The 14,841-nt window shown below is 42.4% G+C and carries 11 protein-coding genes; 1 reads left to right on the top strand and 10 read right to left on the bottom strand.

Annotated elements, in window-relative coordinates; translation table 11 throughout:
• Positions 1–174 precede the first annotated feature (174 nt).
• The 4 genes from KPL72_RS20725 to KPL72_RS20710 form a co-directional block, all read right to left on the bottom strand.
• Positions 175–975 (bottom strand): ABC transporter permease, encoded by an 801-nt coding sequence (locus KPL72_RS20725; protein WP_219704305.1) that lies wholly within the window; start codon positions 973–975, stop codon positions 175–177.
• Positions 972–1,859, bottom strand: coding sequence for an ABC transporter permease (locus KPL72_RS20720; RefSeq protein ID WP_219704304.1), 888 nt, complete (start codon positions 1,857–1,859; stop codon positions 972–974). Before KPL72_RS20720 ends, KPL72_RS20725 begins: the two co-directional genes overlap by 4 nt.
• Entirely contained in the window at positions 1,852–2,934 is a 1,083-nt protein-coding gene (locus KPL72_RS20715; protein ID WP_219704303.1) for an ABC transporter ATP-binding protein, read from the bottom strand. Before KPL72_RS20715 ends, KPL72_RS20720 begins: the two co-directional genes overlap by 8 nt.
• Before the next feature lie 74 nt (positions 2,935–3,008).
• On the bottom strand, positions 3,009–4,118 hold the full coding sequence (locus KPL72_RS20710; protein ID WP_219704302.1) for an extracellular solute-binding protein: 1,110 nt from the start codon (positions 4,116–4,118) through the stop codon (positions 3,009–3,011).
• 425 nt (positions 4,119–4,543) lie between these two features.
• Here KPL72_RS20710 and KPL72_RS20705 point away from each other — a divergent pair, with 425 nt between their 5' ends.
• The gene (locus KPL72_RS20705) at positions 4,544–6,430 is read left to right on the top strand and encodes a methyl-accepting chemotaxis protein (RefSeq protein ID WP_219704301.1); all 1,887 of its coding nucleotides are present in this window, start codon (positions 4,544–4,546) and stop codon (positions 6,428–6,430) included.
• Between the two features lie 113 nt (positions 6,431–6,543).
• Here the strand turns inward: KPL72_RS20705 and serA are convergent, their stop codons facing one another.
• From serA to KPL72_RS20675, 6 genes are all read right to left on the bottom strand, one after another.
• Positions 6,544–7,773 (bottom strand): phosphoglycerate dehydrogenase, encoded by a 1,230-nt coding sequence (serA, locus tag KPL72_RS20700; protein WP_219704300.1) that lies wholly within the window; start codon positions 7,771–7,773, stop codon positions 6,544–6,546.
• Between the two features lie 232 nt (positions 7,774–8,005).
• The gene (trmA, locus tag KPL72_RS20695; protein ID WP_212916933.1) at positions 8,006–9,106 is read right to left on the bottom strand and encodes a tRNA (uridine(54)-C5)-methyltransferase TrmA; all 1,101 of its coding nucleotides are present in this window, start codon (positions 9,104–9,106) and stop codon (positions 8,006–8,008) included.
• A gap of 120 nt (positions 9,107–9,226) precedes the next feature.
• A complete protein-coding gene (locus KPL72_RS20690) occupies positions 9,227–10,222 on the bottom strand; it encodes a hypothetical protein (protein ID WP_219704299.1) in 996 nt (331 codons plus the stop codon).
• A gap of 3 nt (positions 10,223–10,225) precedes the next feature.
• A complete protein-coding gene (mtnN, locus tag KPL72_RS20685) occupies positions 10,226–10,921 on the bottom strand; it encodes a 5'-methylthioadenosine/S-adenosylhomocysteine nucleosidase (RefSeq protein WP_219704298.1) in 696 nt (231 codons plus the stop codon).
• 9 nt (positions 10,922–10,930) lie between these two features.
• A complete protein-coding gene (locus KPL72_RS20680) occupies positions 10,931–13,507 on the bottom strand; it encodes a LuxQ periplasmic sensor domain-containing protein (RefSeq protein WP_219704297.1) in 2,577 nt (858 codons plus the stop codon).
• Positions 13,495–14,598, bottom strand: a complete 1,104-nt coding sequence (locus KPL72_RS20675) for a substrate-binding domain-containing protein (RefSeq protein ID WP_212916937.1) — start codon at positions 14,596–14,598, stop codon at positions 13,495–13,497. Before KPL72_RS20675 ends, KPL72_RS20680 begins: the two co-directional genes overlap by 13 nt.
• Between the last annotated feature and the right edge of the window lie 243 nt (positions 14,599–14,841).

Raw genomic sequence — 14,841 nt, 5'->3', positions numbered from 1 at the left:
GGCGTATATTAAGGATCTACAGATTTTGTGCAACCCTTTTCTTAGGTTTTTTATAAATTTGTCATATTTATTTGCTACACCCCCAAAAACTGATCGCCAAACATACAAAAACCATAAAAAGGCCATTATTCGTACAAATAATGGCCTTTTCAATCTCAATTAAAGCACTCTATATTATGGTGAACTGATAGAAAGCTCTCGACGACGCTTCACTTCGTAAATAACAGCTAACAAGATGGTGACAGAAATCATCACTAACCCTAGCGCATTTACCGCAGGTGTTAACCCTGTTCTTACCTTAGAGGCAATGTAAACCGTTAATGTCGTGTCATAGCCTTTAACAAACAAAGTCGTGTTGTAGTTTTCAAACGATTGTAAAAAAGCAATTGCTGCTGCCGAGAAAATTGCAGGCTTCAAATAAGGCAAAAGAATACGTCGGAACGCTTGCCATTGAGTTGCCCCCAAACTTAACGCTGCATTTTCAAGCGTACGATCGAATCGCTGCAACCGAGCTAACACCATCAACATGACATAAGCTGCAATAAAGGTTGTTTGCGCAACGACGGTTAGGAAGACACCTCCACTCACAGACAATCCCTTCCAAAAGATCAGCGTTGAAATACCCACAATCACACCCGGTGTTAATAAAGGCGACATCATCAACGAGTATAGGAAAGTTTTCCCCCTGCCTTGCACCGTCGATAAAAATAAGGCACAACAAATACCAATCGGCACAGCAACCACCAGCACACCAGCAGCCACTACAACACTGGTCCATAAGGCAGTCCACATAGCACCATCTTGAGCAAGCGCCTCAAACCATTTGAGCGTTGCCCCTTTCCAAGGGGACACGGTAGGGAATCGGCTATCGTTAAACGTTGCCAGCCCCATAATAATAAGCGGTGTGAATAGATAGACAAAAAACACGCCAATATAAAAACGTACGGCGAAACGCATAATAGTTTCAGATTTCATTTTGCAATGTCCCCCAAACCTACTTTAAAGATACGCATCACCAAGGCAATAAAACCGATACAGATAATTAACAACAAGAATGCATAGGCAGCACCTTGGTTCCAGTCACCACCTTCAAAAAACCAATTATAAATAATTTGCGTGAACCAACGACTTCCCGGTGAGCCCAATAAAGCAGGCACTGCATAACTACCCGCCGCCAACATAAAGGTCATAATACAACCTGTCGCAATACCCGGCTTGGCATGAGGAATCACTACACGCCAATGAGTACGGATCCAGCCAGCGCCTAAATTACGCGCCGCTTTAATCTGATTGGTGTCCAAGCTCTCAATCGCGTTGTATATAGGAAAGATCATAAACAAGATGTAGGCGTAAACCATACCAATCAGCACTCCACCATCACCGGATAAAAATCGAACAGGTCGATCGATCAGCCCCAACCCTAGTAACAAAGCATTCAGTGGCCCTTTATAAGCAAGAATGATGTACCAAGAAAAAGTACGTAAAATTTCATTAATCCAGAACGGAATAATCAATAGCAATAAACAGAGTGCCGCTTTTTGAGGTGTCGCGACTTTAGCGAGGTAAAACGCAATCGGATAACTAACAACTAACGTTAATCCCGTTACTAGAACGCTTGACCAGATGGTTTTGAAGAAAATGGCCAAGTGTATTTTATTGCTAAACAACGTCTCGTAATTTGTCAGTGAATAGACGTCTTTTGGTCCGCCAATGTCAGCAGGTAATAGATTCGGACGAAATGAGTAATCCACCATTAATATCTGTGGCAAAATCACCAAGCCAATCAACCAAATAGCGATCATGCCTATAATGCCAACCGCTAATCCGCTACCAAATCGCGACTTCAGTTGACTAAACATGGTCGCCTCCGGCAATCACAATGGCATCTCGCTCATTATAAGAAAGGCTAACGGGTGCGCCTTTTTTCAACGATTCAGAATACTGGTGAGTCCCAAGCTGAATAGACAAAGCTTGGTCGGCAGGCGTTTTGGCATTTAAGGTCAGATACGCGCCTTCAAAGTTCACCTCATCAATCGTCGCGCCTAATGTGTGCATGCCATTTTCAGCTTGTAACCTAAAGTGTTCAGGACGTATAAACAGTGTGGCATCTGCCCCAACAGCTATATTACTTTGCGAACGCCCTGCCAACTTGCCAAGCGGCCCACAATCCAACACAACCAAATCCGAGTTAGCTTCAATCACTTTGCCAGAAACGCCATTATTTTCACCCACAAAAGAGGCAACAAACGCTGTATGGGGATCTCTATATAAAGTAATAGGATCGGCAACTTGCTGAATGCGACCTGCTGACATCACAGCCACTCGGTCTGACATAGTCAGCGCCTCGCCTTGGTCATGGGTAATATAGATAAAGGTAATGCCTGTTTTGCGCTGAATGGCTTTCAACTCGGTGCGCATATGCTGGCGTAGCTTTAAATCCAATGCGGATAATGGCTCATCTAATAATAAAACTTGTGGCTCTACAGCTAATGCACGTGCAATGGCAATTCGCTGTTTTTGGCCACCGGATAACTCGGAAACTTTTTTTGCTCCACTACCTTCAAGGGCCACCAATTCGAGCAAGCGGTCCGAGGCTTTTTTGCGCTCACTTTTCGAAACACCGCGAACCTCTAAGCCGAACTCAATATTTTCGGCTACAGTCATAAGAGGAAAAAGTGCGAGGTTTTGAAAAATCATCGAGGTTGGACGTTTATTGGCCGGCACGCCGCGCATACTCTTACCACCAATTTTAATATCACCCTGTGTTGGGTCTATAAAACCACTAATCATGTTTAAGATCGTGGTCTTGCCACAACCTGAAGGGCCTAAGAAACTAAAAAACTCTCCGGATTGTATCGTTAGATCGGTTTTCTGTATGGCGGTAAAATCGCCGAATTGCATGACGGTATTATCTAAGTGAACACTGCTATCCATATTTCTCTCGCTGGTTATTTTTTCTCGATACAAAAAAGCCCCTTGCGACATAAAGTCACAAGGGGCCTTCGAGGTTATGCAGACAAGTAACGGTCTTGGTATTCGTTACGCAGTGCAACGTACCATGGCTCCTGAATAGGCCACCACCATAGGTTGGCAAGATCTTGCTCGCTGTAAGAGTCTTGGAAGAACTGCTTGGTTTCCGCTGGTAACAAAGCATCCGCACCTTTTGATGTAGAGTTATAACCAGTAGACTTAACGAACATAGCGCCCGCTTCCGGCGTGTAATACCAGTTAATGAATTCATAAACTGAATCCACGTTATTGGCATTTTTAGGAATAACAAAGCCTTCCATCCATGCCAACGCCCCTTCTTTTGGTGCGCCGTAGGCAATAGGTTCGCCTTCGGATTGTAGTTTGAACGCTGTACTGTCCCAAGTTTGGCCAATCGTCGCGCCATTAGTGCGGAATGCACCTTGGGCTTCATTTTCTGTTGACCAGAACTGAGCAATCGCGCCTTTATGTTCAACCGCCGTTTTCAAAATAACATCGAAGTTTGCACGCATGGCCTTTTCGTTTTTATAGGAATCTAGCAGTGGGAAAGGTAATTTACCTGCTTTCTCTAACCACAAACCAATACCGACAAGAGCTGAATGCCCTCGAACAGTTACGCCACCAGAGTTTTCTGGCAACCAAAGATCGCCATAGCTTAGTTCTTTGCTGATTTTTGCATCGTTCTTATTGTAAGCAATCGCTTCTGTACCCCAATCCGATGGCGCAAAATAGCGCTTACCTTTTACAATCCCGCCAACATCCGACCCTGACAGCGCACTTTCCAAACAGCCATCCCAATTAATTCTTTTGACGTCAAGAGGCTGAACAAGACCGTAATCGACATAACCAGGCACTCGATCGACAGTCGGCATAATAATATCAAAGCCTGTTCCATCTGTAGCGCGTAGAGAGTTCATCAACTCATCATTAGTACCGTATGGCGTAAACGTAGCATTGATGCCGGTTTTTGCTTTGAAATCCGCTAGCATTTCATCCGTGATGTAGCCAGCCCACGCATAAATACGTAGCTCTTTATTAGCGGCAATGGCTTTATTAATGGAAAACGGGGTAGCGGCAACAGCACCTGCGATTGAGGCGCCTTTCACGAATTGGCGACGGGAAAGGGTCATTCTTGAGCTCCTTTATATTTTATGATTAATTGCTATTTCAAGAAAAAGCGGCTTAACAGCCAAAACACTCTTTTAATTAAACGATCGTTTAATTTCTTTTTTAATCTAATACAAAATAATGACGAAAAAGTGACCATGGAAGGTTTTTTTTCCAATTGGACAGAAATCACACCCAGTAATGCGTGAATAGACAAAGTCCTGTCGCTTTTGGTCAATTTTTGAGATTTGTCACACTCTCTGCTTCATATAGCTCACACGGCTTAAGTCACATATTTGTCACATACTCATATTAAGGTAGTCGTATTCGTCGTTTTATGTAAATTAAAGTAGGTTCTGAATTGAAAATATCCCATGTCACACGCACAACAACCGTAAGCTATCTGGTTATTGCGGTCATGCTTGTCGCCCTGCTCCTTTGGAGTTTGATGAAATTTCGCAGCGCTTTTGAGCAAAGTGACACCTACACTCAAGTTTGGGAATATTCCTCCATTGATTTAAAGCAGCAAATTGAAGGCTACCTATCCACAGGAGAAGCGTCTGCACTACAGACAGCACAAGAGTTCATTGAGAAAAAAATTCGTCCCGCTCTTAACGCACTACCCGATACCATTAAAGATCCAATTAACAACCAATTAAATGAAATAGAAAAAAGTCTTCAATCTGATGTGAGAGCTGCGGGCAAACTGTCCGGAAACCCTTATGCACTGATCGAAAATAATGAACGACAAACACTACTATCTTTAGATGCTTTGGCTGATAAGGTTGCGCTATTTCAATCACACCATGACCTACAATCCGCAGCCATTTATTTAGCAAGCCAAGCCTTGTTATACGCAGACCTTGCTCATATGAGTGGCGCAAAAGACGACTACTTGGTCAACAATACAGCAGATAATAAACAACGTTTAGTCCAATCAATTGACATTTTTCAATCTCATATTGCTGATTTCGATCAACTTCCCATACTAGAATTAGACGAGAAGAATGACACTGAGTCTGCTGACGATTTATCGTCATTAATGGGATGGGCAAGCGATTCAGAAGACTCTACACAAGCGACTGATCCACTAGAAGAAACCAAAAGCGAGCTCCATACTTGGTCAAGCCGATATTTAAAAGACGTTGATTCTAGTCTTTTAAATATCCAGCAAGCTATCGCAGCCCAAAACAAAATTCGCTCATTGATTCATCAGCTCGAAGAGATTTTGAAAACTGGTACTGAAGACATTCAAAAAAGCGCAGAAGCCACTCAAGAACAAACTTTAATAGCATTTTCTGTCTTTGTCATTTTGATGATTTTAACCACTATCTCAGTGCATATTTTCCAGAATAAAGTCGTGGTAAAAAGCGCCAGAGACCTTTACACAGCGGTAAAAGACTTAGTTGAACATCAAAACATCAACACCCTTAAAGTCAGCAAGAACAAAAACGAACTATCAGACGTGGCTCATTACTTAAACCGCTATTTAGAGCAAATAGCCGTACAACGGCAGCAACGTGATACAGAACTAAACAATATCTCACTCTCGCTCAATGAAATGCTAAATGCTTTTGGACAAGTACACGAATTAAGTCTGGCATCTCGACACGAATTGGATGACACACTAAAAATGTCAAACCAAGTCGAGACTCTGGCGAATAAAGCCGAAGTGCGTGCCCACGAAGTGGCAAATTATGCCATCGAAACCAATACCGCCATGTCACACAGCGTGGATCAAGCGGCCTCCTTAGCACTTGCTAATCAAACAACCGTTGAGAGGCTAAATAGTAGCAAGAAAGCATTAACCCGATTAAGCTCATCCGTCTCTAGCGCGTCATCTATTGTTGGTGGCATCAGAGATATCTCAGAACAAACCAATTTACTCGCACTCAATGCCGCCATTGAAGCGGCACGAGCAGGTGAACATGGTCGAGGGTTTGCCGTAGTTGCTTCCGAAGTGAGAACCTTATCTACCAGAACCCAACAATCCCTTGAAGAGATCACTAAGATCTTTTCTCTGCTTACATCAGCAACAGATAAACTCACCAAGAACATAGAACTAATTGAAACGGCCTCGATTGAGCAAATAGATTTGACCCATGCTCTCGGCCAATCGGCTCAAGATATTCTTGAAAAGTCTAAGCAATCTAGTCATTTAGCAAAAAAATCGACAGGCTATGCAGCAGAGCAAAAGCTCGGTATGAACAAGCTAAACAGCGCGGTTGTTAAAGTAAGAGAGCAAGCCAATGAGTCTGAAGTGTTTATGGCTGGCGTGACCAATAACATCAAACAAAAAATCCAAGACATTACGACCACGCTGGGAATCAACTAGTCCCCAAAGATAGATCTTTTGACTTTAAGCTTTTTATTTTTAAGAAAGAATGGCAGATACAAAAAATCCAGCCGTAGCTGGATTTTTTAACATCAAGAACACAGTGAAAAAGCTTAGAACAAAACGCGTGCTTTTATTGTTCCTTCCACTTCTTTTACTTTCTCAAGCGCCAATTCGCCCTCTTCTGCATCCACGTCCATTACCATGTAGCCAAGTTTCTCCGTTGTACGAAGGTACTGGCCCGTAATGTTGATGTTGTTTTCAGAGAAGATCGCGTTGATCTTAGAAAGCACTCCTGGACGGTTTTCGTGAACGTGAAGAATACGATGGTTATCCGCTTGAGCAGGCAAGGCCACTTCTGGGAAGTTAACCGCAGCTGTCGTAGTACCAACATCAGAGTATTTAATCAGCTTCTCAGCCACTTCAATACCGATGTTCTCTTGCGCTTCCATGGTGCTACCGCCGATATGAGGCGTTAGAATCACATTGTCTAGACCACGAAGTGGTGATACGAACTCTTCGTCGTTACCTTTAGGCTCAACTGGGAATACATCGACCGCTGCGCCACCTAACTCACCTGACTTAATAGCTTCAGCTACAGCATCTAAATCGGCAACCGTACCGCGTGAAGCATTAATGAAGATAGAACCCTTCTTCATTTGAGACACTTCTTTCGCGCCGATCATCATCTTAGTCGAATTCGTTTCTGGCACATGCAAGCTGATAATATCGCTAGTAGACAGCAATTCTTTTAGACTCTTGATTTGACGCGCATTACCCAAAGGCAACTTGGTGACGATATCGTAAAAGCATACTTCCATACCTAAAGATTCTGCCAAAACGCTCAATTGAGTACCGATGCTACCGTAACCAATAATACCCAAACGCTTACCACGAGTTTCGAAAGAGCCTGCAGCAGACTTAATCCAACCACCACGATGACATGCTGCGTTTTTCGCAGGAATGCCTCGAAGTAATAAAATTAACTGACCAAGAACTAGCTCTGCAACACTACGAGTATTGGAGTATGGCGCGTTAAAGACAACAATACCTTTCTCACTTGCTGAATCGAGATCAACTTGGTTCGTACCAATGCAGAAACAACCAATAGCAACCAGTTTGTTAGCATGCTCTAAAACATTCGCCGTTAACTGAGTACGAGATCGAATGCCAATGAAATGTGCTTCCGAGATTTTCTCGATCAGCTCATCTTCTGCAAGTGCTGTTTTGTGATATTCGATGTTGGTATAGCCTGCGTCATGCAATGCATCCAATGCAGATTGATGAACGCCTTCTAATAACAAGATTTTGATTTTGTCTTTGTCTAGTGAGTTATTACTCATGGCTCGTTCGACTTCTCTTTGGTGGTGGGGGAAAATGTGTGCGTATATGTTACCACAGAACATTCTATGTCGTATTCAAGATACAAGAATGTCTTTCATTATGATAAGAACAAAACTCATACAAGGTTTGCTGCTAATAAATTTTAGATGCCTTCAAAAAAACAAAGTATGTGGCTCACTACACTCTCAAAAAACTCGCTGTACTCGGTAAAAAAGGGGCGTGTTAGCCTTATTAATCCACCTTACGCTTCAAGAAAACACCCGTTTCCACATGATGAGTATAAGGAAATTGGTCAAACATCGCATATCGAACCACCTCATGGGTACTCGACAAGGCTTCTAAATTCGCTTTCAGCGTTTCAGGATTACAGGAAATATAAAGAATGGAATCTATCTTACGGATCAATTCAACCGTTGCATCGTCCAAACCTGCTCGTGGTGGATCAACCAAAACCACAGAAGGAGTAAGCTCGCTGACGCCAGCTTGAACTAGGCTCTTAGGAAGTTCTACGTCGCCATTCAAAGCAGCGGACACATCTTCGCTGGCCATTTTAACCACTTGAACATTATGCATGCCATTGATAGCAATATTTAGCTGCGCAGAATTAACTGACACTTTTGAAATTTCGGTCGCAACCACTCGATCAAAACGACGAGCTAAAGGAATAGAAAAATTGCCATTCCCACAATACATCTCTAACAAATCACCGGATGCATCTTTCGTTACATCTAACGCCCATTCTAACATTTTTTCACTGATGCCAGCATTAGGCTGAGTGAAGCTATTTTCAACTTGTTGATAATGGAATTTTTGACCATTTACCGTTAGCGTCTCCATTACAAAATCGCGCGTGATAATTTGTTTCTTCTTACGGCTACGACCAATAAAATGACAAGCAGGAAAAGCGTCGTTTAACTGCTGGACAGCAGCATTCCATTCGGCATCGATCGGTTTATGGTAAAGCAAGCTAATCAAGGCTTCACCTGTGGTTGTCGTTAAGAAATCCACTTGAAAAAGCTTATATCGTAAAACAGGAATATCCCGAACCGCATCAAGCAACTTTGGCATTAGCTCATTAATAAGGTTCGATGCAGCCAAAAATTGATCGGTACGAATCGGCGTTCTAGGATCAGCTGAATCAAACATCGCATAATATAAATCATCACCATCATGCCAAATGCGGAACTCAGCTCGCATGCGGTAATGAATCGGCTGACTCGCAAACACTTCCATCTCAGGCAATGACAAAGTCGCCATTAATTTGGCTAATTCAGCTTGCTTATCTTGCAGCTGCTTTTCATACATTTCTGGTTGGATTTGATCCGGTCTCATAGCTGATTCTCTTGGAAGCGATAGGTACTGATAGAGCGCGGCATTATACGAGTTCCCCGTATACAAATCTAATCGCTTACGTAAAAACACAGAAATTGAAAGGCTTATTAACGTAAATACTTAACGTAGGTACTTAGGCCCGAGCAAAATAGCTAAAGACAAAGTAAGGGAAAACTTACCCTCATAGTCATCATCCGCTTCATGGGTGAACTGAGGTCTTATTTGCCCAATGAGCCAGTCTTTATAAAGCAGGCGCTCATATTGAACATTGTACAAAAAGCTATCTGGCTCAATCGAGTGTTCTCCCGATTGAAGAAAACTCAATTGATACCTTAAACGGTTTTTTTCGTCTAATCGATGCTGAATTGAAAAGTTTTCACGGACATAAAACAGCCCATATCTATCGAGCCAAGTCACGCCAAAATCGGTACCAATATTCAAAGTAGGACTCGTAGCGTAACCTAAACCTACCGAATAACGAGCTCCAATTCCTCTGGAATAATAAGCAAATGCTTCTTGATTCTGCCACCAGCTCCAGCGCTCATTCTGTTCACCTTGCTTAACACGCAAGCGCAAAAATGGATCAAGAGGAAAATCCACCTTGATACCAGCATCAACATCTAACCCTATATCGTCTTTGATATAACGAATAGCAGCCGAAATATTCGTTTTCAAGGCAGAGTCTACAACATTGCCCTCTTGAGACGACTCCCCTCTTAAACTTTCTGGTGCCAAGGAATCTGGCTCAGACTCTACCACTAGGCGTAATCGATCTTGAGTATTCGGCAGTTTCAACCGTGTCCGAAACTCAAAAAAACCAGATTGATCACTTTTGCTTAAAACGGAGCCAAAGCGTATTTCGGCATAACTATCAGAAGGCTCACTACTTGGCGTACCAGATAAAAACGAATCGATATTCGTTGACCAATTACCAATGGTCTTTGACACTGTTTCATGGGAACTCAACCACCAAGGCGGACTAACACTCTCTTCTACTGGTTCGCTATTTTCTACTTGAGTCTCTACATCATCTCTCGTTTCTTCTGCAGAAAAAGCAAACAAGGGCCAGCAAGTTACTAAACAAAATACAGAAATCTGCCCCTTGCTCAATGGCATACTTTAGTTGCCTTTCAGCATTTGTTGAATCATCAGGGAAGAGTTTTCAGCTGCAACTTTAAGGTATTCCTCAAAACTTTGAGGAGATTCTTTGCCTGCAATATCTGACAGAGAACGCACAACGACAAAAGGCGTATCAAATTTAAAACATACTTGAGCAACAGCCGCGGCTTCCATTTCAACAGCCACTAATTGAGGAAAAATGGCTCGTACTGCTTCCACTCGCACAGGATCATTCATGAAGCTATCGCCAGTTCCGATCAAACCAACTTTTGCCTGCACTTGGGTGACTGTCTGCAACGCTTGTTTTGCCTTATCGACTAACGCCACATCAGCTGGGTAAGTCGCAGGCATATTTGGAACCTGCCCCATTACATAACCAAAGGCCGTCACATCTACGTCGTGATGAACCACTTGATCTGATATAACTACATCACCAACCTGTAACTGGGGATCAAAACCACCAGCAGAGCCAATATTGATCACATACTCAGGCTTAAACTGAGATAGCAATAGAGTGGTAGAAACAGCAGCATTTACTTTACCGATACCGGATTTCAGCAAAACAACGTCTTTGCCTTCAAAATGCCCAACAAAAAAATCACAACCAGCAATAGTCTGTTCTCGGACGCCTGTCATCCACTCTTTGATAACAGCTACTTCTTCATCCATAGCTCCAATTAGTCCAATTACGCTCATTCATTGCTCCTAAGGTTTTTGTTGCATAACTTTTTGTGTGAATAATCGAATTTGATCACCAGAGTAAGGCAATGTCATATCGAAAAGCGCCACATTATCCGGCATTTCTGACCACCTTTGAACCGAAAAAAATCGGGTTGCAGGAAAGGCTTCCTGAATTGACAATAAAAGCGTTCGTGGCTGAGGCTCAAGCAATACAACAACGGCATCAGGGTGATATGACAGCACCACATAATAATTGGATAAATCGGCCAACCACTGCGTCGCCACGTCATACTTTTCTAATTCGGTATACCAGATGGCTTTCGTGATACGACTGCCACCAACCATCACCCAAGATAAGGCCTGCTCATTCGAATGGGTGGGAATTATACCCTCTAACTCACATGCTTTAACTAAGACCTGATGTAAATTGTAGTCGAAAGAACAGCCTTGCAAGGTAAAAACATGCGGATCCACCTCAATCGGCAGGGTGCTATTGAGCCAAATAATAGGAAGGTTATTACGATTATATTTGAGTTTAAGAGCCCGTGTCATATCCGCTTGCGCTTCAACATCTTTATCACAACCAATCAGTACTGCGTCAAATCTCACCACAGCACTGGATTGGGTAAAAAAGCTGTCGGTTGAAACATACTCCTCTACCTGAAGACCAAGCCTCATTAAAGCTGTCTTAATAGCAAAGGGGTTGGGATAATCATTTGCCACCCAAGCCACAACTTGGTTCGATGCTAACGGCTTAAGTGCCTGCTTGTATTCATACTCTTCCGCCATCAAATTAAGCTGTAGAGCATTATTCTGTAGGGTCTTTTGCTGGCCACCAAGAGGCACTAACAACATTTTTATCATCCAGTAAAAAAGCGGCCTGAATGCCATGTCATTCATCGCAATCATTTCCAGCTCTGCACCATCGAAGCGAACTGTTAATCGACGCTCAGCCATGTCATTAGACATCACCATCATAAATAAAACGCGAATCAATCCTCTAAAATTAGTATCAATAGCAAGGATCCTTGAGCCATCCTCAACAGAACAATCCAACAGCGCCCTATTTGCTTCCACTCCCATGGCCGCCATAACTCGAGCACTTTCTTGGCAAAAGACCTCCCCGATTGGCAAATAAGACACCTCATTATTCACGCTACTGATATCATTTAATACGGATATCAAAAGCGCAAGCCAACCCTGTAAATGCTTACTATCAATATAACCAGGCAATAAAGACAGATACGTCAACTCATTCAATATAGCGTCCGTGTCTACTTTCTTTTGCTGTGCGGATGACAGTGGTTGCAGCTGCTCCAATTGCCACATTAAACTGGTTTCTTGAGTGACATTGCGCCCTACCAACAACAAGCCTCGATAGTCACTCTCATTTTTAAATGAATGCACTTGCCATTTATATATTCGACCCAAATTATTGATAGTTAATTCAAAAGCAACGCCCACTTCGCCTTTTAAAGCGTCTTGAATAGATTGATGACAAGAAATAGGCATAAAATCAAAAACCGTTCGGGCCTTATCCGCATCAGGAAAAAGAAGCTTTGCTTCCGAATTAATTAATTCCACTTCTGCGACTTCCGTGCAAAAAATAACCGCACTATGTATCGATTCCGCGAGCAGCTTGAACCTATGCTCTTTGGACTCAATAAAGGCTTTATATTGATGACTTTGTAACTGTATTGGTTGGAGTTCACTATACGGCAGCAGACCTTCTTCATGCCGATAAACAATCGACTCAAGAGGTTGAAAAATGAACCTATTGATTTGACGGAATAACAGCAAACAAAAGCAGCATAAAACCATTCCAATTCCAGCGATTAACGGCAACGCATTGGTTAAAATCGCAGACGAAAAAGTGTGCTTTTGGATGATATCTAATTGTAAGTCTGCCTGAATAGGTGATACCAAAGGTAGGCGAGAATGCAATGTTGCGTCCGATAAATCTACGCCGACTTTACGCTCTTCAAGTAAGACGCGATTATGTGCACTATCATAAACCCGCACAGCACTTACTTGAGCACTTTCAAGCAATTCATTCGCCAAGGTTAAGTTGTCGTTCAGTGAAATAAAACCATACAAAAAGCCAATATTTACTTGCTCTGACGACAACAGCTTCTTTTTAAACATCAGCAAGATCGAGTCGTCTTTTGTCACTATAGACGCCCATCGATTAATAAGCCCCTCTGCCAATACAGACTGTAGATCTACCTTGGTAAATAAACGTGCCCGAGGATCCATCGAATGCTTACCATTTTCCCACTCGATATAAAAAAAATCTAACCCACCAAAAAACAACACTTCATGATGGCTAAACAACAAATCTAACTCTCGACCAGAAGCATAATTACTTAGAGAAAGATCCTGACCAATAAACTTCATCTCATCTTCAGCACGAGCCAAATAGCCATTAAAAGCCTGTTCAACCACACGATGCTTCAATGCCAAGTTTTTTTCCGCTGCAGACTGATTCAATGTTTCAATAAAGTACAAAACAGCTAAGGTAGTCGCCAAGAAGACGATACCAACCAGTACAAGGACTTTTAAGCGCAGACGACGCTGTAAACTAATGGTTACTCCAGCCATAGTTCCACCGAATAATGATAGGCTTGCTGGACCATCAAACGCAGACTATCTGTATCTAATTCAGCAGGCATGAGCGTCGAATTGGCGACATAAAGATTTGGCATATTTTTTCCTTCGAGATCCAACTTAATCGCCTCTGCTACCGCAATAGAAAGATCATCTCTCATAAAAAGTACATTCGCTTTTACCTTACGACTCTCTAAATCTGCAATACCATTCGAAGACAACCCCCAAGCATTGGTTTGTATCTGCGAATCAAAACCTTGAGCTTTTAATGCCGCAACCACCCCCTCAGAAATATTCTGAGAGCAACTAAAAATAAAGTCAGAAGGGTTGTCTTTTAATAAAGCTTGAGCCGCTTCAAACGCACTGACCTTATCATCTGATACCGCTCTAATATGGCTGACCCGACGATTGTACTTCATCATTTCATCGAGAAATAAATCACAGCGCATATGTCCAAGATAACCCGTTGGTAAAACCAGTGCCGAAATAGTTGTCTCTGGTGGCAGCTGACGTTCAAGGTAACTAGCCAGCATAGTCGTTGCTTTCTTCTGATCAAAGCCTATGTACATTAAAGGAGGATGGTTCATCCAATGAGTTAACGGCGAAGCAAAGTCATACAGAATGATTTTTGGTTTACCTGAGCGCAAAAATCGCTCTAAGAATCGGCGCTGAACAGAACCTAGTTTCGTCATGATAATATAATCCGGCTGAGCATCGGCCATCTTAAAGTAAGATGCCAAATCATTATCTGACTCAAAGCCATCTGTATACGTATCTAAACGATAATCTATGCTTAATTCACGCATGCGTTTTCTAAATGTCACTAGAAGCGATCTGTTTTCGAGAGAATTAGCGTCACCAAATAACAATAAGGCAATACGTACGGCTCGCTTCTGAGATACTCGGATCGGGTTAGGAGGAGAATTGACTATCGTAGTGAACTGTTCGGCCAGAGGGCCTTGTCTTGGCGTAGACTGATAAAAATCATGACTGTCCATAAGATCAAGCGCCATGTTGGCAGCTTGCGCCGTGAAAGCAAGGCTTCCCAGAACAATCCATATAACAAAAGAATGTAGTCTTCGCATTTCCGAGCCCGATGAAACGTCATAGAAAGAATTATTCTAACCAAATTAACGAACTTTTATGATAACAAGAATAAGAAAATACGCTTAAGCACTATAAATGTGCTCTAAATACACGTTATTACGAAGAAGAAAGGCATTTAGATAAATTTCAGACATAAAAAAAGCCGACATAAAGTCAGCTTTTTTTAAATTTGGTGCGGAAGGAGAGACTCGAACTCTCACGCCGTGAAGCACTGGAACCTA

Source organism: Marinomonas lutimaris (genome assembly GCF_019426345.1).
Lineage (GTDB): Bacteria > Pseudomonadota > Gammaproteobacteria > Pseudomonadales > Marinomonadaceae > Marinomonas > Marinomonas lutimaris.
Note: the sequence above shows the minus strand (reverse complement) of the source record. Positions and strands in the feature narration are given on the sequence as shown.